This is a genomic window from Streptomyces sp. NPDC056373 (assembly GCF_042262425.1).
Lineage (GTDB): Bacteria > Actinomycetota > Actinomycetes > Streptomycetales > Streptomycetaceae > Streptomyces.
Genome location: NZ_JBHJPX010000032.1, coordinates 11596 through 34968, shown reverse-complemented (window position 1 = coordinate 34968; position 23373 = coordinate 11596). Strand labels below are relative to the sequence as shown.

Genomic DNA, 23373 nt, shown 5'->3' with positions numbered 1-23373 from the left:
TCGAGCGGTGGGAGGAGCGCTACCCGAGCGTGTCCGACGCCTGGCCGCTCACCCCGCTCCAGTCGGGCCTGCTCTTCCACACCCTCCTCAACGGCGACGACTCCGCCATGGACGCCTACCAGATGCAGTTGGTCTTCCACCTGTCCGGGTGGGTGGACGGCGAGCGGATGCGGAGGGCGGGCCAGGCGCTGCTGGATCGGCACGCCAACCTGCGCACCGCGTTCGTCTCCGCCACCGACGGACTGGTCCAACTGGTGCTGGACGAGGTGGATCTGCCCTGGCAGGAGCTGGATCTGCGGCGGCTCTCCGAAGCGGACAGGGAAGCGGAGCTGGAGGCCTTCCTCGCCCGCGACCACACCGTCCACTTCGACCCGGCCGCTCCGCCCCTGCTCCGGCTGGCGCTCGTCCGCCTGACCGACGAGCGCAGCGAACTCATGCTGACCGCCCACCACGTCCTCTTCGACGGCTGGTCGGGCCCCCTGCTGATGCAGGACCTGCTGCGGCTCTACGCGTCCTCGGGCGAGCAGTCGGCACTGCCCGCCGTCGCCGGTTACCGGGACTTCCTGGCCTGGCTGACCCGGCAGGACCGGGCCGCCGCGGCCGACGCCTGGGCCGCGGAACTCGACGGGGTCGAGGAGCCGACCCTCCTCGAACCGGCCGTGCCCGACGTGCCGCAGACCGCCACCGCTGGGCTCGGGCACGTCGACATCGCACTCGGCGCCGAGGAGACCCGGGAGCTGACTCGCCGGGCCGCTGAACTCGGTGTCACCGTCAACACCATGGTGCAGGGCGCCTGGGCCCTGGTGCTCGGCCAGCTGACGGGACGGCAGGACGTGCTGTTCGGCGCCACTGTCTCCGGACGGCCGCCCGAGGTGCCCGGCGCCGACTCCATGATCGGCATGTTCATCAACACCCTGCCCGTCCGCGTACGCCACACCACCGGCGAGAGCGCCCGCGACCTGCTGGGGCGGCTCCAGGACCGCCAGACCGCACTGCTCGACCACCATCACCACGGGCTCACCGACATCCAGCAGCGCACCGGGCTCCCGACCCTCTTCGACACCCTCGTCGTCTTCGAGTCCTATCCGATGGACCGCATCGGCATCGCCGAGGCCGGTGACGCCGCGGGCCTGGTGTGCACCGGCGTCAGGCCCTTCTCCGGCACGCATTACCCGCTGACCGTGATGGCGGTGACCGCGCCTCACCTCCAGCTGGGCCTGGACTACCGCTCGGAGCTGTTCCGGCACGAGACGGTGGCCCGCATCGGCGACCGGCTGCTGCGTGTCCTGCGGGCCCTGGTGGCCGACCCCGACCGTCCCGTCGACACGATCGACACCCTCGGCACGTCCGAACGCGCGTGGTTGCTGGAGGAGTTGACAGCCACCGCCACCGACGCGCCGGACCTCACCGTCCCCGAGCTGTTCGAGCGGCAGGCGGCACGGACCCCGGAGGCCGTCGCGGTCGAAAGCGGCGGGACGTCATGGACGTACCGCGAACTCGACCTCCGCGCGGACGAGGTGGCGGACGAGCTGGTCCGGCGGGGCGCCGGTCCCGAGACCGTGGTGGGTCTCGCCCTGCCCCGGACACCGGACCTGGTGGCGGCACTGCTGGGCATCCTCAAGGCCGGAGCGGCCTATCTGCCCATGGACCCCGCCTATCCCAGCCACCGGCTGGAACTGGTGCTGGAACAGGCCCGGCCGCTGCTCGTCCTCACCGACACCGACACCGCCCGGCAACTGTCCCTGGGCCAGGTCCCCACACTGCGCCTGGACGCGCCCGACGCGTCCGCGGCCCCGCCGGCCCGTCCCCGGCGGGCACCGCGCCCGGACAACCTGGCGTACGTGATGTACACCTCGGGCTCCTCCGGCACTCCCAAGGGAGTGGGGATCACCCACCGCGGCGTCACCAACGGCCTGGCCGGCCTCATGGCCGCGCTGGGTGTGCCGCCGGGCGTGCGGACGCTCGCGGGCACGTCGGTCAACTTCGACGTGTCGGTCTTCGAGATCTTCACAACGCTGTGCTCCGGTGGCACCGTCGAGATCGTCCGTGACGTGCTCGAACTGGGCGAGCGGGGCGGCTGGACCGGCGGGGTGATCAGCGCCGTGCCGTCCGCCTTCGCCGAACTCGTGGAGCGGATCGCCGGTAAGGTCCACGCGGACACGGTGGTGCTCGCCGGCGAAGCGCTGCCCGGCAGCCTGGTGGAGCGCATCCGCAGCACCATGCCGGGAGCCCGCGTCGTCAACGGATACGGACAGAGCGAGAGCTTCTACGCCAGCCTCTACACCCTCGCCGCCGACGACGACTGGGACGGCGCCGACAGCGCCCCCATCGGCGCCCCGCTGGGCAACATGCGGGCGTACGTCCTCGGACCCGCTCTCACCCCGGTCCCGCCCGGCGCCGTCGGCGAGCTGTACGTTGGCGGGCTCGTCGGACGCGGCTACCACGGCCGGCCGGGCATGACCGCCGAGCGCTTCGTCGCCGACCCGTTCGGGCCCGCCGGCGAGCGCATGTACCGCACCGGCGACCTCGCCCGGTGGACGCCCGACGGACAGCTCGAGTACGCCGGGCGCGCCGACGCGCAGGTGAAGGTCCGCGGCTTCCGTATCGAACCGGGTGAGATCGAGGCCGCGCTCGTCGGCCACCCCGATATCGGACGGGCCGCGGTCCACCCCAGCGGCGACCGGCTCCTCGCCTACGTCGTCCCCGAGGGGGACGGGCCCGCGCCCGACGCGGGCGAACTGCGCCGCTACGCGGCCGAGCGCCTGCCGTCGTACATGGTCCCGGCCGCCGTCGTCCCGCTGGACCGGCTGCCGCTGATGCCGAACGGCAAGCTGGACCGCTCCTCGCTCCCCGAACCGGCCTACACCGGCGAGGCGTACCGGGCGCCGGAGACGGACGAGGAGCGGCTGCTGGCCGGGCTGTTCGCCGAGGTGCTCGGCCTCGACCGGGTCGGCGTCGACGACAACTTCTTCGCCCTGGGCGGCCACTCCCTGCTGGCCACCCAGCTGACCGGCCGGATCGGGGACGCCCTGGGCACCGAACTGCCCATCCGGACGCTGTTCCAGTACCCGACGGTGGCCGAACTCGCCATCCGGCTCGGCGAGGACGGCGCCCCGGCCTTCGAGGACCCCTACGCCCGCGTGCTGACCATCCGCTCCGGCGGCGACCGCGAGCCCCTGTGGTTCATCCAGCCCGGCTTCGGTCTGAGCTGGTCCTACCTCAGCTTCGCCCCGCACATCACCGACCGCCCGGTGTACGCCTTCCAGGCGCAGGTGTTCGGCGGCGAGGCGGCCCCCGAGACGGTCGAGGACGTGGTCGACGACTGCATCCGGCGGATGCGGGAGATCCAGCCCGAAGGGCCCTACCACGTCCTCGGCTGGTCCTTCGGCGGCACCGCGGCCCACGCCGTCGCCACCGAACTGGCCCGCCGCGGTCACGAGGTCGGACTGCTCGGTCTGCTCGACTGCGCGCCCGCCGACTACTTCGACGACGCCGAGATGCTCCCGCAGCAGGACGTCGAACACATCCTGGAGGACTACATCGGGCACATGGTCGGCGCGGACGAGTACCGGCGCGTCCTCGAGAACTCGGCCCTCGCCCTCATGAACCACGTGGCGATCCTCCAGAAGTTCACCTCCCCGCACTACGCGGGGGACGCGGTGTTCTTCCACGCCACGCAGAACCCGCACGACCTGTACGCCGGGGACGCCGGACACTGGGCACCCCACATCGGCGGCACCGTCGATTCGAACGACATCGAGACCGGTCACCCGCAGATGTGCGACCCCGGACCGGCCGCCGAGATCGCACGGATCATCAACCGCAAGCTCGCCGGCGACTGACGGCAACGCCGCAGACGTGCGGGCCGGACCGCGCGTCTGCGGCGTGATCCGAACGACAGGCGTCGGCCCGGCGGCACGTGAACGGGGCGCGGCCACGGCCGCGCCCCGTTCACGTGCGATGCCCCCTGGCGGGGGCGTTCTCACCGGTTCATCACCAGACCACGGGCAGTTCGGACAGTCCGTACACGCCCTGGTCGCCCTTGAAGCGCAGCTCCTCCAGCGGCACGGCCGCCTTCAGGCCGGGCATCCGGGCGAGCAGCGAGTCGAAGACCACCTGGAACTCCAGCCGGGCCAGGCTCTGGCCGAGGCACTGGTGCGGGCCGTGCCCGAACGCGAGGTGATTGCGGGCCGTTCGGCCGATGTCGAACGTGCCGGGGTCCTCGAACACCGACGGGTCGTGGTTGGCGGCGAGACCGAAGCCCACCACGCCCTCGCCCGCGGCGATCGTCCTGCCGCCGATCTCGATGTCCTCGGCCGCGACCCGGACCATGGCGAGTTCCGACACCGTGAAGTACCGCAGGACCTCCTCGACCAGCCCCGGCGTCAGCGAGGGATCCGCTCGGACCCGGTCCATCTGCTCCGGGTGGCGCAGCAGCAGCGCGATGCCGAGCGCGATGGTGCTGGCGGACGTCTCGTGGCCGGCCACCAGCAGAAGGAAGGCCAGACCCATCAGGGCCATGCGGTCGTAGTCGCCGCTCTCCCGGCCCTTGGCTATCTGCCGGCTCAGCAGGTCGTCGCCGGGCTCCTCCTCCTTCTGCGCGATCAGGTTCATCAGGTACCCGGCGAGTGCGCCGAAGGCCTCGTCGCGCTCGCTCTCCGACGTGGTGATGCTGACCAGGCGCGTGCTCTGGGAGAGGAAGAACTGGTGGTCGCCGAGCGGCACGCCGAGCTGCTCGCACATCACCAGCGCGGGCACCTGCACGGCCAGCTCGGCCACCAGGTCGGCAGGCTGCGGGCCGGCCAGGATGGCGTCCAGGCGCTCGTCCACGATCCGCTGGACGGTGGGCCGCAGCTCCTTGATGCGCTTGGCGGTGTACTCGGTGATCACCTTGCGGCGGACCTCACCGTGCGCCGGCGGGTCCAGGTTGATCATCGTCTGGATCGGCTGCTCGGTCGGCTTCTCCAAGCTGAACGACGGGTAGCCGGGCTGCCGGTTGTCCGAACTGAACCTCGGGTCGCCGAGCATGGCCCGCACGTCCTCGTAGCGGGTCAGCGCCCAGACCTCGTCGTTGTTGGGCAGCCGGACCCGGGCGACCGGGTCCTGCCGGCGTAGCCGGTCGTAGGCCTCGGGAGGGGAGAACGGGCACTGCCGGGGGAACGGGATCCGGTCCTCGACCGGTGCTTTCTGCTCTGTCATGTCAGGGAGCCCTTCGTGGTGGGTGGTTCAGATACGGACCGGCAGCCGGACGAGGTGATTGCCCTCGCCCGGCCAGCACGCGTACTCCAGCTCGTCGCGGCCCACCGCCAGGCGCAGCGAATCACGCCGCAGGAGCAGCCGGTCCAGCGAGATCTCGGCCTGCATCACGGCGAGCGCGGCGCCCAGGCAGTAGTGCGCGCCGCCGCCGAAGGCGAGGTGCGGTTCGCCGCTGCCCTGGGTGCGGGTGATGTCCAGCCGGGCCGGCCCCTCGAAACGGTCCGGATCATGGTCCGCCGCGAGCAGCCCGTAGGTGACCGCCTCGCCGCGGTGCACCGCGACACCGGCGAACTCGAGGTCCTCCGTGGCGTACGCAGTGGCCCCGATCGTCACCGGCGTGGTGTACCGCAGCAGTTCCTGGATCGCGTTGTCCAGCAGCTCCGGCTCGCTCCTGAGCCGGGCCAGCTGGTCCGGGTGGTCCATGAGCGTCAGCAGCGCCGAGCTCAGGAACAGCACCGGCGGCGTGTGGCCCGTGTTGATCAGCAAGAAGATCATGGCGATCATCTCGGCCTCGGTCGTGTGATCCGGGTCGGCGATCATCCCGGAGACGAGGTCCCCGTTGGGTGCGTCACGGCGCCGCTTGACCAGGTTCTTGGTGTAGCCGACAACGCCTTCGAGACCGGCGACGATCTCCTCCGGGCTCTCCCCGGAGACGTACTGGCGGATCCAGTCGCACATCTGCTCCTGGTCGCCCTCGTCGACCCCGATCAGGTCGCAGACGGCCTTGTTGGCCAGCGGATAGGCGAAGTCGGCCATCAGGTCGAACCGGTCACGCCCGGCCAGTTCGGCCACCAGGGCGTCGGCGAGCCGCTCGATGCTCGGGCGGAGCGCGTTGATACGGCGCATCGCGAACGCGCGGACCACCTTGCCGCGCAGCCGCGCGTGCTCGGGGCCGTCGAGGACCACCAGGCTCGTCAGATACTCCGTGTACTCCAGGGGGAGGCCGTACGCGGCCAGCATCTCCTCGCCCAGGTTGGGGATGTTGGTCCCGGGCAGCTTGCGGTGATCACGTACGAACCGGGGGTCGTGCATCAAGGCCTTGACATCCTCGTAGCGCGTCGCGAACCACACCGGCGTCTGCGTGCCCGGCAGCGTGACCCGCACCAGCGGGCCCTCCTGGCGCAACGCGGTGTAGCCGTCGACGGGGTCGCTCACTAGCTCGGGGCGCAATTCCACGGGAAGAGGAGAGGACACGGCTTTCCCTTCTGGGTGCGAAGTGATTCTGTAGACGGTGTCGGACGGTTTCCGAACAGCGGCTCGAAAGAAATGCGGACGCGGTATCGCTTTCGTGGGACCGCGTACCGGCGGACTCGATAATTTCGATGTCGAGCACACTACGATGCGGTGCGCCATTCCGGCTATCGTCGCTCCGGCGCCAGGACGGCAAAGTTCGAACGGTCAGGCAACCCTTGACCCGGGCGCCCCGTTCCGGCCCAACGTGTCCCGTCGACGGGACACGCTTCCTCGACGACCCCGATACCCGCGCGAAACCGGTGTCGGCATCCGAGACCAGACACAATCTGGCCAACCGAAGGAGTAAACGTGTCAGAAGGAAAGACGGCGGTGCCCGGCGGCAAGGCGGCCACCACGCGGCGCTATCTCATGTGCCGTCCGACGTACTTCGACGTCACCTACTCCATCAACCCGTGGATGGAGCCCGGCAAGCCCAGTTCGGCCGAAGTGGGCGTCGAGCAGTGGAAGCACCTGCACGACACGTTCGTCACGCTCGGGCACGACGTGCAGCTCATCGAACCGGTGGCGGGCCTGCCCGACATGGTGTTCGCCGCCAACGGCGCGACCGTCGTCGACGGCAAAGTGCTCGTCGCCCGGTTCCGGCACGAGCAGCGGGCCGACGAGGCGCAGGAGTACCTCGACTGGTTCCGCTCGCGTGGCTGGAGCGAGGTCGAGCAGGCCCGGTACGTCAACGAGGGCGAGGGCGACTTCCTGTGCGCGGGGGACGTGATCCTGGCGGGCTCCGGCTTCCGCAGCGACGTGCGCGCCCACGACGAGGCGCGTGAGTTCTTCGGCCGCGAGGTCGTGTCGCTGATGCTGGTCGACCCGCGCTTCTACCACCTGGACACGGCCTTGTCGGTGCTCGGGGACGGGGAGGTCATGTACTACCCGGAGGCGTTCTCCGCCAGCAGCCGCGCGGTCCTCGCCGAGCGGTTCCCGGACGCCGTCCTCGCCGAGCCCCGGGACGCGGAGGTCTTCGGGCTCAACGCCCTCTCGGACGGCCGGCGTGTCTTCATGCCGCGTCAGGCCGCCCGTCTCGCCGACCGCCTGCGCGAGCGCGGCTACGAGCCGGTCGGTGTCGACCTGAGTGAACTCCTCAAGGCCGGCGGCAGCGTGAAGTGCTGCACCCTGGAACTGCGCGACTGACACGGCCCCCAGGGGTGGGACCCGCCGTCCTGTCGGCGGGACGGGGGCGGGCTGCCGAGCGCCCCGCCCCCGCACACGCTGTTTCCCGGTTCACCGGCCGCCGGTCGAGAGGTATGTTCGAGAGCGGCCGAATCCACTCGAGCGGCGACCGGTCGAGACGGATTCACTGGAATTCGGGAGCACAGGCCGATATTCGCGGCGGTCCTGTTTGCAGAAGGCGCCGCTCCGCACCCCGCCCGTTCATTCGGAGGAGTGTCACACCCTCTTTCGGCGGACCATTCAATGAACTCACCCCGCCCGGCTCCGGAATTGTCCCGGGCGTATTTCGACCTCGTGAAGAACCAGCGTGCAGGAGAAGGGAAAATGGCGCATTCCACTACCCGCCGGCCCCGCACCTCGTCCAGGGCCGCGCTGCTGCGGGGCAACAGCCTGGGAAAACTCTTCCTGCTCGCGCGGGAACGTGGCGCCATCGACCTGGCGGTCGGTACCCCGGGCTTTCCCGAGCCGGCCCCCGAGATCATCGACGCCGCGGCCGAGGCCATGCGCAGCGGCCGCAATCAGTACGACCACCCCTCCGGCGACCTGCCGCTGCGCGAACGGATCGCGCGGACCCTCACCACACCGACCGACCCGGCCACCGAACTGACCGTGACCGTCGGCGCCACCGAGGCGCTGTGCGTCGCCTTGCTCGCCACCGTCGACCCGGGCGACGAGGTCGTCCTCCTCGACCCGGGGTACGAGCAGTTCACCGCCGCGATCGCCCTGGCCGGCGCGGTGCCCCGCTTCGTGCCGTGCCAGCCGCCCTCCTGGCGCCACGACCCGGCCGACCTGGCTGCCGCCTTCGGACCCCGCACCCGGGCCGTCCTGCTCAACTCACCGGCCAATCCCACCGGCCGGGTACTGGACCGCACCGAGCTGGACGAGATCGCGGCGCTGTGCGAGCGTTGGGACGCCACGGTGATCTGCGACGAGGTGTACAGCGCCTTCGTCTTCGACGGCAGGCCCCACCTGTCCGTCACGGAGGTCCCCGGCCTCGCCGAGCGGAGCATCGTGGTCGGCTCCCTCTCCAAGAGCCACGCCATCAGCGGCTGGCGCCTGGGCTTCCTGCGCGCCGACGCCGCCCGCACCGAGGTGCTCCGACGCGTCCACGAGGTCACCACCAACGGTGCCGCCACGCCGCTCCAGGTCGCCGTGGGCATGGCCGCGTTCAGCGTCGACACGGACACCGCGTCCCGGGAGATGGAAGCGCGCCGGGACCTGACCCAGGAGATCTTCTCCCGCAAAGGCATGAAGTTCGCCCCGTCCGAAGGCGGCTGCTTCCTCTTCGCGGACGTCGGCAACCTCACCGGCGGCCGCCACGACGGCCGGCGGTTCGTCCTCGAACTCCTCGACGAGGCCGGGGTGCTGATCGTGCCCGGGGCTTCCTTCTTCGCCGACCCCGCCCGCGGCGAGCAGTACGTACGCATCGCGTTCAACCGGCGGACCGACCTCCTCCACGAGGTCGGACGCCGGGTCCTGGGCGACTGACGCCGACGAGCTGGGGGAGAGACCGAATGAGTCAGTACACGGCCGGTCAGCTGGGACCGCTTCCGGACTTCCTGCTGGAGGGCACCGAGGACGTGACCCGCATCGTCACGCCCGCGGGCGACAAGATGTGGCTGGTGCGCGACTACGCGCTGGGGCGCGCGGTGCTGACCGACAAGCGGTTCAGCCGGGCCGGCGCCCTCGCGCCCGAGGCGCCGAAGTTCAACGATGCCCAGCCGACCCCCGACTCGATGATGAGCATGGACGGCGACCGCCACACCCGGCTGCGCCGCATCGTCAGTGGGGCCTTCTCCACCGGCCGGATCGCCGCCATGGGCCCCTTCGTGGGAGAACTGGCCGACCGGCACCTCGACGCGATCGCCGCGCACGGACCGGGCGCGGACCTCGTCGAGCACCTCGCCGCGCCGCTTCCGCTGGCCGTACTGTGCTCGGTGCTCGGCATCCCGCCCGAGGACAGCGCCCGCTTCCGGGACTGGGTCGAGGTCCTCTTCGACATCTCGGCGAGCGAGCCGCGGGAGAAGGCGCGCCGGCGCGTCGAACTCGCCGCATACATCACCGATCTGGTCGGACACAAGCGGCGGCAGCCTCAGGACGACCTGCTCTCCAGCCTCATCGAAGCCCACGACCGCGGTGACCTCACCATGAGCGAACTGCTCACCCTCGGCCTCACGCTGCTGATGGCCGGTTACGAGACCACGGTCGGGCAGCTCGGCCTGTCGGTCCTGTCGCTGCTGTCGGACCCCGTCACGCACCGCGAACTCGTCGCACGGCCCGACGCGATCGCGCCGGCCGTGGAGGAACTGCTGCGCGTCAACCCGGCCACGCCCCTGGCCTTCCCCCGGGTCGCCCTCCAGCCGGTGCGGCTGGGCACCGTCACGGTCCAGGCCGGCGAGGCCGTCATGGTCGCGCTGCTGCACGGCAACCGCGACGCCAAGGTCTTCGCCGAACCGGAGTCCCTTGCCCTGGCCGGCCAGGACGGGGTCCACCTGACCTTCGGCCACGGCGTGCACCGCTGCCTGGGGGCCCCGCTGGGCCGGCTCCAGGTCCGCGCCGTCCTCGAACGGCTGCTGCACCGCTTCCCCACCCTGCGGTTCGCGGCCGTCGACACCCCCGTGATCTGGAAGGACGGTCTGGCGACCCGCGGGCTGGCCCGCCTCCTCGTCGACTGGTAACCCCCGCCGAGTGCCGCCGTCACCCACGCCAGCCGGACGTGCCGCCCCCCAGGCACGTGCCCAGACCCGAAGCGAGAAACACGTGTCCGCAGAGCACGCACGCACCGAGGCCGGGTCCGCCTGGACGCCGCTCGACGTCGTCGGCACGGCCTTCACCGAGCCTCTCCGCCGCTCCCGCACCGCCCCGCCTCCGTCCGCGGACACGGAACACCCGGCTGCCGAGGGGCCGGCCGCCGAACGCGTGACCGCCGACGAGCCGGCCGCGTCACGGGATCGCCTGAGCGGTCTGAGCCGGGCGGCCCTCGCCGACGCCGGACGGGCCGCCGACGAGTCGGTGGGGCTCGTCCTGGCGGGCGGTGGAGACGACCGGCAGGCCCTCGCCCGGGAGACCGCCGACACCCTCGCCCTGCGCGGCCCCGTACACACCGTGCCCGGTGGTCGGGTTCGGCAGGCCGTGGACCTCGCGGCCGCGACCCTGGACACCGGCGCCGTCCGTACCGTCCTGGTCCTGCTCGCTCCGGACCCCCGTGAACCCGCCGGCACCACCGCCCTGATGCTGTGCCCGGCCGACCGGGCCGAGGCCTTCGGCCACCGCGCCCGTGCCACCCTGCGCACCGCCGAGGACCTGACGGCCTTCCTCGCCGCGCCGGTGGCCGCCCCCGCCTTCCGCGGCACGACGGTGCCGGTGCCGCTGTCCGGCGCCGATCGTGCCGCCGTGGGGGAGCGTGCGGCGCGGCTGCGCACGCACGCCGACGCGCACCGTCCGCCGCTGCCCGCCCTCGGACTGGCCGTGGCGGACGCCGGCGCCGACGGGCCGTTCCGCTCCGTCGTCCTCGCCGACACGCACGAGCGGCTCGACGACGAACTGCGCACGCTCGCCGAAGGACGACACAGCACCACCCGGATCGACGCGGTCGCCGAAAGCCGCGAGCGGACCGTGTTCGTCTTCCCCGGCCAGGGCTCCCAGTGGGCCGGCATGGCCGCCGGACTCCTGGAGACCTCGGACGTGTTCCGGGCCTCCGTCGACGCCTGTGCCGACGCCCTCGCGCCCTTCGTCGACTGGTCCCTGCACGAGGTGCTGCGCGGCGCGCCCGGCGCCGCCTCCCTGGACCGGGACGACGTCGTACAGCCCGCGCTGTTCGCCACGATGGTGGCCCTGTCGGACCTGTGGGCCTCGTTCGGTGTGCGCCCCTCGGCCGTCGTGGGGCACAGCAACGGCGAGATCGCCGCCGCGGTGGTCTCCGGCGCCCTGAGCCTGGAGGACGGCGCACGCGTCGTCTCACTGTGGAGCAAGGCCCAGGCGCGCCTGGCCGGGCGGGGCGGCATGCTGTCCGTCTCCGCGGCCGTGACCGAGCTGGAGCCCCGGCTGGCCGCCTGGGGTGACCGGGTCGCCGTCGCCGCGGTCAACGGCCCGGCATCGGTCGTGCTCTCCGCGGACCGCGAGGCCGTCGACCTGCTGCTGGAGGAGTTCGCCGCCGACGGCATCGACGCGAAGCGCATTCCGGTCAACGTGGCCGCTCACTCCCCGCTCGTCGAGCTCATGCGCGAGGAGATCCTCGCGGGGCTGGCGCCGCTGCGGCCGCGCGCGTCGAGCGTGCCCTTCCACTCCACCGTGACCCGCACGGTCCTGGACACCTCCGCTCTGAACGCCGACTACTGGTACGCCAACCTGCGCGGCACCGTCCAACTCGACCCGGTCGTCCGCGGACTCGCCGACCACGACGCCTTCGTCGAGGTGAGCCCCCACCCGGTCCTCACCATGGCGCTCCAGCAGACCCTGGACGACGTCGCGTCGCCCGCCGTCGTGTCGGAGACCCTGCGCCGCAACCAGGACGGTGCCACCCGCTTCCTGACGTCACTGGGACGCCTGCACACCGCCGGCGTCCCCGTGGACTGGCGGCCCGCGTACGGGCCCGGCACCGCCCCCGCCGACGTGCCCCGCGACGTGGCGGACCCGGCCCCCGCCGGCCCTGCCCCCGCCGGGCGGCCGGACGGCGCGGACCGGGAGGAGACCGCCCACCGGATGCTGGAACTGATCCGCGCCGAGGCGGCCCTGGCACTCGGCCTCGGCGCGGACACCGAGGTGGACGCCGCGGGCGCCTTCCGCGGCCTGGGCCTCGACTCGGTCATGGCGGTCGAACTGCGCAACCGGCTGGTCGCGGCCACCGGCCTGCGCCTGCCGGTGACCGTGCTGTTCGACCACCCCACCCCGCAGCGGCTCGCCGATCACATCGCCGGCCTGCTCACCGGTGCCGACACCCCTGCCGCGCCCGCCGCCCGCCGCTCCGCCGGCACCGACGACCCGGTGGTCGTCGTCTCCATGGCCTGCCGCTTCCCCGGCGGCGCGAACAGCCCCGACGACCTCTGGCAGCTCGTCGTGGACGAGAAGGACGTGGTCTCGGACTTCCCCGGCAACCGCGGCTGGCACCTGGACACCCTCTTCGACCCCGAGCCCGGGCGGCCCGGGAAGTCGTACACCCGGCAGGGCGGTTTCCTGTACGACGCCGACCTGTTCGACGCGGAGTTCTTCGGGATCAGCCCGCGCGAAGCCGTCGGCATGGACCCGCAGCAGCGGCTCGTCCTCGAGACCGTCTGGGAGACCCTGGAACGGGCCGGGGTGAGCACGGCGGAGCTGCACGGCAGCAACACCGGCGTCTACCTGGGAGCCATCGGCCAGGACTACGGCCCCCGGCTGCACGAGGCGGACGACACGGCCGGCGGCTACCTGCTCACCGGCAACTTCACCAGTGTGCTCTCCGGCCGGGTCGCCTACACCTACGGTCTGGCCGGCCCCGCCATCACGGTGGACACCGCCTGCTCGTCCTCCCTGGTGGCCGTGCACCTGGCTGCCAGGGCGCTGCGCCAGGGCGACTGCGACCTGGCACTGGCCGGCGGGGTGACGGTGATGTCGAGCCCCGGACTGTTCGTGGAGTTCAGCCGGCAGCGGGGGCTGGCGCCCGACGGCCGCTGCAAGGCCTTCTCCGACACGGCCGACGGCACCGGGTGGGCCGAGGGCGTGGGGGTGCTGCTGCTGGAGCGGCTGTCGGACGCCCGGCGGCACGGGCACGAGGTGCTGGCGGTGGTGCGCGGTTCGGCGATCAACCAGGACGGCGCCAGCAACGGCCTGGCCGCGCCCAGCGGTCCGGCGCAGGAGCAGGTCATCCGCTCGGCCCTCCTGGACGCCGGTCTGTCCGCGGTGGAGGTGGACGCGGTGGAGGCGCACGGGACGGGTACGCGGCTGGGTGATCCGATCGAGGCGCAGGCGCTGCTGGCGACGTACGGGCAGGGCCGGGAGCCGGAACGGCCTTTGCTGCTGGGGTCGTTGAAGTCGAACATCGGTCATGCGCAGGCGGCTGCGGGTGTGGGCGGGATCATCAAGTCCGTCCAGGCCATGCGGCACGGTGTGCTGCCGCGGACGTTGCACGTGGGTGAGCCGACCTCGCACGTGGACTGGGGTGCGGGCGGGGTGTCGCTGCTGACCGAGGCGCGGCCGTGGCCGGAGACCGGCCGGCCCCGCCGCACGGGGGTCTCCTCCTTCGGGATCAGCGGCACCAACGCCCACGTGATCCTGGAACAGGCACCCGAACCCGCCGAGGCTCCGGAACCCTCATCCGGCACACCGGCCGCGTCCGGCGCCGCGGTGCCCGGCCCCTGGCTCCTGTCCGCGCGCGGTGAGGACGCCCTGCGCGCCCGGGCCGCCGGGCTGCGCGACCACGTCGCCGAGCACCCCGAGGAGTCCCTGGCCGACATCGGCCTGACCCTCGCCACCGCGCCCACCCGCTTCCCGGAAGCGGCCGCCGTGGTGGCCGAGGACCGGGAGGGCTTCCTGCGGGGCCTCGCCGCGCTGGCCGCGGGGGAGCAGTCGCCGGACGTCCTGCGGGGCACGGCGCCGCGTACCGACGGCGGCACCGCGTTCCTGTTCACGGGGCAGGGCAGTCAGCGGGCCGGTTGTGGGCGGGAGTTGTACGAGCGGTATCCGGTGTTCGCGGCGGCGGTGGAGGAGGTGTGCGGGGTTCTGGATCCGCTGGTGGGCCGTTCGGTGCGGGAGCTGCTGCTGGCGGGGGAGGGGAGTGCTCAGGCGGCGTTGCTGGAGGAGACGCGGTACACGCAGCCGGTGTTGTTCGTGCTGGAGGTGGCGCTGTTCCGGTTGCTGGAGCACTTCGGTGTGGTGCCGGATCATCTGCTGGGTCATTCGGTGGGTGAGGTGGCGGCGGCGCATGTGTCGGGTGTGCTGGATCTGGCGGACGCGTGTGCGTTGGTGGCGTGGCGGGGTCGTTTGATGCAGGAGGCGCCGTCGGGTGGGGCGATGGTGGCGTGCGAGGGGACGGAGGAGGAGGTCCGGGAGGCGCTGGCGGGGTTCGGCGGGGGTCTCGACGTGGCCGCGGTGAACGGTCCGTCGGCTGTGGTGGTGACGGGGGACGAGGACGCGGCGTTGCGGTGGGCGGGGCTGTGGAAGGGGCGGGGGCGTCGGGCGTCGCGGTTGCGGGTGTCGCACGCGTTCCACTCGTCGCACATGGACGGGGTGCTGGAGCGGTTCCGTGAGGTGGTCGCGGGGTTGGTGTTCCATGCTCCGCGGATCGCGCTGGTGTCGAACGTGACCGGCCGGGTGGCGACCGCGCAGGAGCTGAGCGACCCGGAGTACTGGGTGCGTCAGCTGCGCGGCACCGTCCGCTTCCACGACGGCGTACGCACCCTGCACGACCGACGCGTCACCGCGTACGTGGAGTTGGGGCCCGACCCGGTGCTCACGGCCATGGTCCGGGCCTGCCTCGGCGAGGACGTCCCGGCGCTCGCCCCCCTCCTGCGCCGCGGCCACGAGGAGACCCGCACCTTCACCACGGCCCTCGCGCGGCTCGCCCTGCACGGCGTCCAGCCGGACACCGAGCGGCTCCACCCCGGCGGCAGACGGACCGCACTGCCCACCTACGCCTTCCAGCGCAGCCGGTACTGGCTCGACACCGCCACCGTGAGCGATGCCGCGGACGTGGGCCTCGCGCCCGCCGGGCACCCCCTGCTGGGTGGGATGACCGGCCTCGCCGACGGCGACGGACTCCTGCTCGCCGGCCGGCTCTCCCCGCGCACCCGGCCCTGGCTCGCCCAGCACCTCATCGCGGGCACCGAGCTGCTGCCGGGCGCCGCACTCGTGGAACTGGCCGTCGCCGCCGGTGACCGCGCCGGCTGCGGCACCCTGCGCGAACTCGTCCTCGAAGCCCCCCTGCCGCTGCCCGCGGACGGCGTCCGCCTCCAGATCACCGTGGGACCCGCCGACGGTGACGGCAGCCGGCCGGTCGCACTCCACTCCAGCCACGAAGAGGGCGACTGGAACCGGCACGCCTCGGGAGTGCTCACCCCCCGCGCCCGGACGGTCCCCGCCGAGGAGGGCTCCTGGCCGCCCCCGGCCGCCCACCCGCTGCCGCTCGACGGTCTCTACGACCTCCTCGCCGGCCGCGGCTACGCCTACGGCCCCGCCTTCCGCGGCCTCGTCGCCGCCTGGCGGTCGGGCACCGACCTGTACGGGGAGGTGGAACTGCCCGAGGACCTGCACTCCGAGGCAGCCGAGTACGGCCTGCACCCGGCGCTCCTGGACGCCGCCCTGCACGCCCTGCTGCTCGCCGAACCCGGTGACGAGGGCACGGTCCGGCTGCCGTTCGCCTACGACGGGGTGACCCTGCACGCCTCGGGCGCCACCCGGCTCAGGGTCCGGCTCACCCGGAACACCGGTGACAGCCTCACCCTGACGGCCACCGACCCCGCCGGACAGCCGGTGCTGAGCGTCGACTCCGTGACACTGCGCCCGGTGCCGGCCGATCGCATCACCGGGCACACGGGCGGCTCCGCCGACGTTCCGCACCGGGTGGAGTGGCAGTCCCTGCCCACCCCCGCGGGCCGGACCGCACCCGGGCGGTGGGCGGCCCTCGGCGCCGCCGTGCCCGGCCTCACCGAAACCGCCCACCCGGACCCGGACGCCCTCACCGCCGCCCTCGACGCCGGTGAACCCGCTCCCGACGTGCTGGTGCTCCCCTGCCGCACGGGCGGGGAGCGTGACGCGCAAGCGCGCGCCGCCGTCCGGGACATGCTCGGCCTGATCCGGCACTGCCTGGGCGACGAGCGGCTGGCGGCCACCCGGTACCTGCTCCTGACGCAGCGCGCCGTCGCGGCCGTCCCCGGCGAGGACGTCCACGACCTGCCCGCCGCCGCGGTGCGCGGACTGGTGCGCACCGCCGCGAGCGAACACCCCGGACGCTTCGCGCTGCTGGACACCGGCACCGACACCGGCCGCGACCACGGAACCGGCACCACCGGCGCCGACGACCTGCGCACCGCCGCGGCGACCGCCGTGGCCGACGGCCTCGAACTGGCCCTGCGCGACGACCGGATGCTGACGCCCCGCCTGACACGCGGCCGAACGGCACCGGCCGGGCCCGGCGTCCTCGACCCCGACGGCACCGTCCTGATCACCGGAGGCACCGGGGGCCTCGGACGCCGTCTCGCGCGGCACCTGGTCGTCCGGCACGGCATCCGGCACCTGCTGCTGACCAGCCGCCGGGGACCGGACGCCCCGGGCGCCGCCGAACTCGCCGCCGAACTGGCCGACTCGGGCGCCGAGGTCACCGTCGTCGCCTGCGACACCGCGGACCGCGACCACCTCACCCGGGTCCTGGCGGACATACCCGCCTCCCACCCGCTGACGGCCGTCGTGCACGCCGCCGGCATCCTCGCCGACGCCACCCTGGACAACCTGCGCCCCGAGGACGCCGACCGGGTCCTCGCCGCCAAGGCGGACGGCGCCCGCCACCTGCACGAACTCACCACCGACCGGCCGCCGGCCGCGTTCGTCCTCTTCTCCTCCGTCGCCGGACTCCTCGGCACCCCCGGCCAGGGCGCGTACGCCGCGGCCAACGCCTACCTCGACTCCCTGGCCCAGCACCGCCGCGCCCGGGGAATGGCCGCGACCTCACTGGCCTGGGGCATGTGGGACACCGCGGCCGGCGGCATGGCCGCCCGGCTGGACGCCGCGGACACCGCCCGCTGGAACCGCAGCGGAATACGGCCGCTGACCGAGGAGCACGCACTGCGCCTGTTCGACGCGGCGCTCTCCACCGACGATCCCCTGCTGGTCCCCGCCGCCCTCGACGTCACCGCGCTGCGCGACGCCGACCCCGCCCCGCACCCGCTGCTGCGGGCCCTCGCCCCCCGCGCCCGCCGCCGCGCCGCGACCGGGGAGGGCGCCGCCTCCTGGGCCCAGCGCACCTCGGACCTGCCGGAAGCCGAACGGCGCCGGGCGGTCACCGACCTGGTCCGCACCACGGTCGCCGCCGTCCTCGCCCTGCCCGGCCCCCGCAGCGTCGACCTGACCGCCGCCTTCCGCGATCTCGGCGTCGACTCCCTGTCGGCGCTCGAACTGCGCGGACGGCTCGGCACGGCCACCGGCGTCACCCTGCCCGCCACCGTCGTCTTCGACCACCCCACCCCGCAGGCCCTCCTCGACCACCTGATGGAGCGGATCGCGTCGGCCCCCGCCGCGCCCGCGACCCGCACCGCACCGGTCCCGGCCGCCCGCTCCGAGCAGGACGACCCGGTGGTGATCGTCGGCATGGCCTGCCGGTACCCGGGCGACGTCCACACCCCCGAGGACCTGTGGCGGCTGGTCGCCGACGGCGTCGACGCCATCGGCCCGTTCCCCGAGAACCGTGACTGGCACGTCGACGACCTGTACGACCCCGACCCCGACCGGCCCGGGAAGTCGTACACGCGGCACGGCGGTTTCCTGTACGACGCCGACCTGTTCGACGCGGAGTTCTTCGGGATCAGCCCGCGCGAAGCCGTCGGCATGGACCCGCAGCAGCGGCTGCTGCTGGAGACCAGCTGGGAGGCCGTAGAGAGCGCCGGCATCGCCCCGACGACGCTGCACGGCAGCCGCACCGGTGTCTTCTGCGGCGTCATGTACAGCGACTACACCTCACGGCTGCACACCACCCCGCTCAGCGTGGAGGCCTACCGGTTCGTCGGCACCTCACCCAGCGTCGTCTCCGGCCGTGTCTCCTACACGCTCGGCCTGAAGGGCCCCGCCATCACGGTGGACACCGCCTGCTCGTCCTCCCTGGTGGCCGTGCACCTGGCCGCCCAGGCGCTGCGGGCGGGCGAATGCGAACTGGCGCTGGCCGGAGGCGTCACGGTGATGGCCTCGCCCAGCACCTTCGTGGAGTTCAGCCGGCAGCGGGGGCTGGCGCCCGACGGCCGCTGCAAGGCCTTCTCCGACACGGCCGACGGCACGGCCTGGAGCGAGGGCGTGGGGGTGCTGCTGCTGGAGCGGCTGTCGGACGCCCGGCGGCACGGGCACGAGGTGCTGGCGGTGGTGCGCGGTTCCGCGATCAACCAGGACGGCGCCAGCAACGGCCTCACCGCGCCCAACGGCCCCTCTCAGGAACGCGTGATCCGTGACGCGCTCGACAGCGCCGGTCTGTCCGCGGTGGAGGTGGACGCGGTGGAGGCGCACGGGACGGGTACGCGGCTGGGTGATCCGATCGAGGCGCAGGCGCTGCTGGCGACGTACGGGCAGGGCCGGGAGCCGGAACGGCCTTTGCTGCTGGGTTCGTTGAAGTCGAACATCGGTCATGCGCAGGCGGCTGCGGGTGTGGGCGGGATCATCAAGTCCGTCCAGGCCATGCGGCACGGTGTGCTTCCGCGGACGTTGCACGTGGACGAGCCGACCTCGCACGTGGACTGGAGTGCGGGCGGGGTGTCGCTGCTGACCGAGGCGCGGCCGTGGCCGGAGACCGGCCGGCCCCGCCGCACGGGGGTCTCCTCCTTCGGCGTCAGCGGCACCAACGCCCACGTGATCCTGGAACAGGCACCCGAAGGCGCGGCGGACCCCGAGCCCCGCGCGTGCGACGCGCCCGGCCTGCTGCTGCCCTGGGTGGTCTCCGCGCGCGGCGAGGACGCCCTGCGCGCCCAGGCCGCCCGCCTCGCACCGCTCGCCGCGGAACTCGCCGAGGACGGCACCCGGCGCTCCGACGTCGGCTACTCCCTTGCCGTCACCCGCTCCGCCCTCACCGACCGCGCGGTGATCCTCGCCGCCGGCCGCGACGAACTCCTCGCCGGTCTGGACGCCCTGCACCGGGGCCGGGACGCCGACGGCGTGGTGACCGGCCGGGACGAGGGACGTTCCCACACGGTCTTCCTGTTCACGGGGCAGGGCAGTCAGCGGGCCGGTTGTGGGCGGGAGTTGTACGAGCGGTATCCGGTGTTCGCGGCGGCGGTGGAGGAGGTGTGCGCGGTTCTGGATCCGCTGGTGGGCCGTTCGGTGCGGGAGCTGCTGCTGGCGGGGGAGGGGAGTGCGCGGGCGGCGTTGCTGGAGGAGACGCGGTACACGCAGCCGGTGTTGTTCGTGCTGGAGGTGGCGCTGTTCCGGTTGCTGGAGCACTTCGGTGTGGTGCCGGATCATCTGCTGGGTCATTCGGTGGGTGAGGTGGCGGCGGCGCATGTGTCGGGTGTGCTGGATCTGGCGGACGCGTGTGCGTTGGTGGCGTGGCGGGGTCGTTTGATGCAGGAGGCGCCGTCGGGTGGGGCGATGGTGGCGTGCGAGGGGACGGAGGAGGAGGTCCGGGAGGCGCTGGCGGAGTTCGGCGGGGGTCTCGACGTGGCCGCGGTGAACGGTCCGTCGGCTGTGGTGGTGACGGGGGACGAGGACGCGGCGTTGCGGTGGGCCGGGCTGTGGAAGGGGCGGGGGCGCCGGGCGTCGCGGTTGCGGGTGTCGCACGCGTTCCACTCGTCGCACATGGACGGGGTGCTGGAGCGGTTCCGGGAGGTGGTCGCGGGGTTGGTGTTCCGTGCTCCGCGGATCGCGCTGGTGTCGAACGTGACCGGCCGGGTGGCGACCGCGCAGGAGCTGAGCGACCCGGAGTACTGGGTGCGTCAGCTGCGCGGCACCGTCCGCTTCCACGACGGCGTACGCACCCTGGTCGACGCGGGGGCCTCCGTCTGGCTCGAACTGGGTCCCGACCCGGTGCTCACGGCCATGGTCCGCGGCAGCCTGGCGGACGACGACACCGGCGTACCCGTGGCCGCCCCGCTGCTCCGCCGCGGCCACGAGGAGGCCCGCACCCTGACCACCGCGCTCGCCCGCGCCCACGTCAACGGCGTCCCCGTGGACTGGCGCGGCTTCTACCCCGGGGCCCGTACGGTGCCCCTGCCCACCTACGCCTACCAGTGGGAACGGTACTGGCTGAGCGAACCGGACGGGCCGGCCCCGGACCGGCTCACCGCAACCCACCCCCTGCTCGACGACGGCGTCGAACTCGCCGACGGCTCCGGCACCCTGTTCACCGGGCGGCTCGATCCGCGGACCCGGCCCTGGCTCACCGAGCACGTGATCGCCGGCTCCCCGCGCCTGCCCGGAGCGGGCGTCGCCGACCTCGCGCTGCACGCGGCCCGCCTGACCACCGGGGACCACCGGGTGGCCGAACTGACCCTGGAGCAGCCGCTGCCGCTGACCGAGGCGGCGGATCTCCAGCTCATGGCCGGCGCCCCCGGCGTCGACGGCAGCCGTGACCTCGTCCTGTACGCGCGGCCCGCCGGCACGCCGACGGCCCCCTGGACCCGGCACGCCGGCGGCACCCTGGCCCCCACCGGCACGGACGAGCCCGCCCGCGACGAGGCCGCCCCGCTCGGCGTCTGGCCGCCGGCGGACGCCGCCCCCGTGCCCCTGGACGGGTTCTACGACCGCCTCGCCGACCGCGGCTACGCCTACGGCCCCGCCTTCCGCGGCCTGCGCGCCCTGTGGCGCGGCACGACCGACCTCTACGCGGAGGTCACGCCGCCCGCCGCCCCGGAGGGCTTCGCGCTGCACCCCGCCGCCCTGGACGCGGCGCTGCACACCCTCCTCGGCGCGGCCGGTGACGACACCCGCCTGCTCGTGCCGTTCGCCTGGGGCGGTCTGACCCTGCACCGGCCGGCCGGAGAGGGCCCGTTGCGCGTGCGCCTGCGCCGCGAGGAGGGCGACACCTACTCCCTCCTGATCGCCGCCGGCGACGGCACCCCCGTCCTCGACGTGGTCCGGCTCGACCTGCGTGAGCTGACCGGCGCCGAGGACCGGCCCGCCGACGGTGCGGCCCTGTACACCGTGGACTGGACGGAGCGGGACCCCGGCGCACCGCTGCCCGAAGGGCCCTGGGCGGTCCTCGGACCCGACGCCGAGGAGATCCGCGCGGCCGTCCGCGCCTCGGGCGTCCGCACCACCGCCCATCCCGGACTCGACGACCTGATCCGCTCACTCGACGAGGGAGCGCCGGTACCGGCGCTCGTCGTCGCCCCCCTGCCCGGTGCGACCGAGCCACACGGCGGTCCCACCACGTCCGGCACCTCCGCCGCACCCGGCGGAGCGGAAGGACACTCCGGGACCGCGGCATCCCGTGGCTCCCTCGCCTCCGGCGGAACCGCCCGACCCGGGCGGCCCGCCGGGGCGGACACCCGACCCCTGCACACCGCCCTGGACCTGCTCGGCCGCTGGCTCGCCGACGAGCGGCTGGCCGCTTCCCGGCTGGTCCTCGTCACCAGTGGTGCCGTCCCCGCCGAGAGCGGCGACCGTCCCGACCCGGCCCGGGCCGCGGTCTGGGGCCTGACCCGGTCCGCGCAGTCCGAGCACCCCGGACGGATCACCCTGCTCGACACCGACCGTCACCCGGGCTCCCGCCGGGCCCTGGCCCTCGCACTCGCCTCGGCCGAACCCCAGGTCGCCCTGCGCCGCGGCCGCACGCGGGTGCCGCTGCTGCGCCGCCACGCGGGCCCGCCGGCCGGTTCGCGCCGGACGCCCTTCGACGAGCACAGCCACGTCCTGATCACCGGCGGCCTGGGCACGCTCGGCCGGCTCCTGGCCCGCCACCTCGTGGAGCGCCACGGCGTACGGAGGCTGCTGCTGACCGGCCGCCGCGGCCCGCGGACCCCCGGCGCCGAGGAGTTCGCGGCCCTGCTCGAGGCTCTGGGGGCCGAGGTCACGATCGCCGCCTGCGACGCGGCCGACCGGACCGCCCTGGCCGCCGTCCTCGACGCCGTCCCCCGGGACCGGCCGCTGACCGGCGTGCTGCACGCGGCCGGAGTCCTGGAGGACCAGGTCGTCGAGACACTCACGCCGGACCGCCTCGACCGGGTCTTCGCCCCCAAGGCCGACGCGGCCGTCCATCTGCACGCGTTGACGCGCGACCTGGACCTGACCGCGTTCGTCCTGTTCTCGTCCCTCGCGGCCACCCTCGGCACCGCCGGACAGGGAGCCTACGCGGCGGCCAACGCCTACCTCGACGCCCTGGCCGGAGCCCGTCACGCCGACGGAGCGCCCACCGTGTCGCTGGCCTGGGGGCTGTGGGCCGGCGAAGGCGACATGACCGCCGGCCTGGACGAGACCGACCTGCGCCGGCTGGCCCGGTCCGGCGTCGGCGCCCTCACCGCCGAGGAGGGGCTCGCCCTCTTCGACGCCGCCCTCGCGGACGGTGCGCCGGTCCTCGCACCCGGCCGCTTCGACCTGCGCGACCTCGACCCCGCCGCCGCACCGCCCGTCCTGCGGGGCCTGCGGCCCGACATCGCCGCTCCCGCTCCCGCCGCGGCCCCGGCCCACGGACTCCAGGACCGGCTGGCCTCGGCACCCCACACGGAACGGCGCCACATCATTCTCGAAGCCGTACGGTCCGAGGTCGCCGCCGTCCTCGGACACGTCACCCAGGACCGGATCCCGGCCGACCGGCGCTTCCAGGACATGGGCTTCGACTCCCTGACCGCCCTCGAACTGCGCAACCGGCTCACCTCGGTCACCGGCGTCCGGCTGCCCCCCACTCTCGTCTTCGACCACCCGAGCCCCGGCGCGCTGGCGGAGCGCCTGGGCGAAGACCTCACCCCGCGCACCGAGCCGCGGGAGTCCGCCACCGGCGGCGACGGCAGCGCCGTGGACTTGATGAGCACGGACGAACTGGTCCGCCTGGCCCTGGGCGAGGCCCGCCCCGAACAGCTCTAGCAGCGAGTTACGGAGAGACAC

The 23373-nt window shown here is 73.7% G+C and carries 7 protein-coding genes; 5 read left to right on the top strand and 2 right to left on the bottom strand.

Features of this window, described 5'->3' with window-relative positions:
- Positions 1 to 29 precede the first annotated feature (29 nt).
- The gene (locus ACFCXS_RS38585) at positions 30 to 3842 is read left to right on the top strand and encodes an amino acid adenylation domain-containing protein (RefSeq protein WP_376648008.1); all 3813 of its coding nucleotides are present in this window, start codon (positions 30 to 32) and stop codon (positions 3840 to 3842) included.
- Positions 3843 to 3993: 151 nt separating this feature from the next.
- On the opposite strand, the gene ACFCXS_RS38580 is transcribed toward ACFCXS_RS38585, so the two are convergent.
- Positions 3994 to 5199 (bottom strand): cytochrome P450, encoded by a 1206-nt coding sequence (locus tag ACFCXS_RS38580; RefSeq protein ID WP_376648007.1) that lies wholly within the window; start codon positions 5197 to 5199, stop codon positions 3994 to 3996.
- A 27-nt stretch (positions 5200 to 5226) separates the two neighbouring features.
- A complete protein-coding gene (locus tag ACFCXS_RS38575; RefSeq protein WP_376648006.1) occupies positions 5227 to 6432 on the bottom strand; it encodes a cytochrome P450 in 1206 nt (401 codons plus the stop codon).
- Between the two features lie 366 nt (positions 6433 to 6798).
- Here ACFCXS_RS38575 and ddaH point away from each other — a divergent pair, with 366 nt between their 5' ends.
- The 4 genes from ddaH to ACFCXS_RS38555 all read left to right on the top strand — a co-directional run bounded on the left by ddaH (position 6799) and on the right by ACFCXS_RS38555 (position 23352).
- Positions 6799 to 7635, top strand: a complete 837-nt coding sequence (gene ddaH / locus ACFCXS_RS38570) for a dimethylargininase (protein ID WP_376648005.1) — start codon at positions 6799 to 6801, stop codon at positions 7633 to 7635.
- A gap of 363 nt (positions 7636 to 7998) precedes the next feature.
- On the top strand, positions 7999 to 9162 hold the full coding sequence (locus ACFCXS_RS38565; RefSeq protein ID WP_376648004.1) for a pyridoxal phosphate-dependent aminotransferase: 1164 nt from the start codon (positions 7999 to 8001) through the stop codon (positions 9160 to 9162).
- Positions 9163 to 9188: 26 nt separating this feature from the next.
- On the top strand, positions 9189 to 10352 hold the full coding sequence (locus ACFCXS_RS38560; RefSeq protein WP_376648003.1) for a cytochrome P450: 1164 nt from the start codon (positions 9189 to 9191) through the stop codon (positions 10350 to 10352).
- A gap of 82 nt (positions 10353 to 10434) precedes the next feature.
- Complete coding sequence (locus tag ACFCXS_RS38555) at positions 10435 to 23352, top strand: SDR family NAD(P)-dependent oxidoreductase (protein WP_376648002.1); 12918 nt, start codon at positions 10435 to 10437, stop codon at positions 23350 to 23352.
- Positions 23353 to 23373 lie beyond the last annotated feature (21 nt).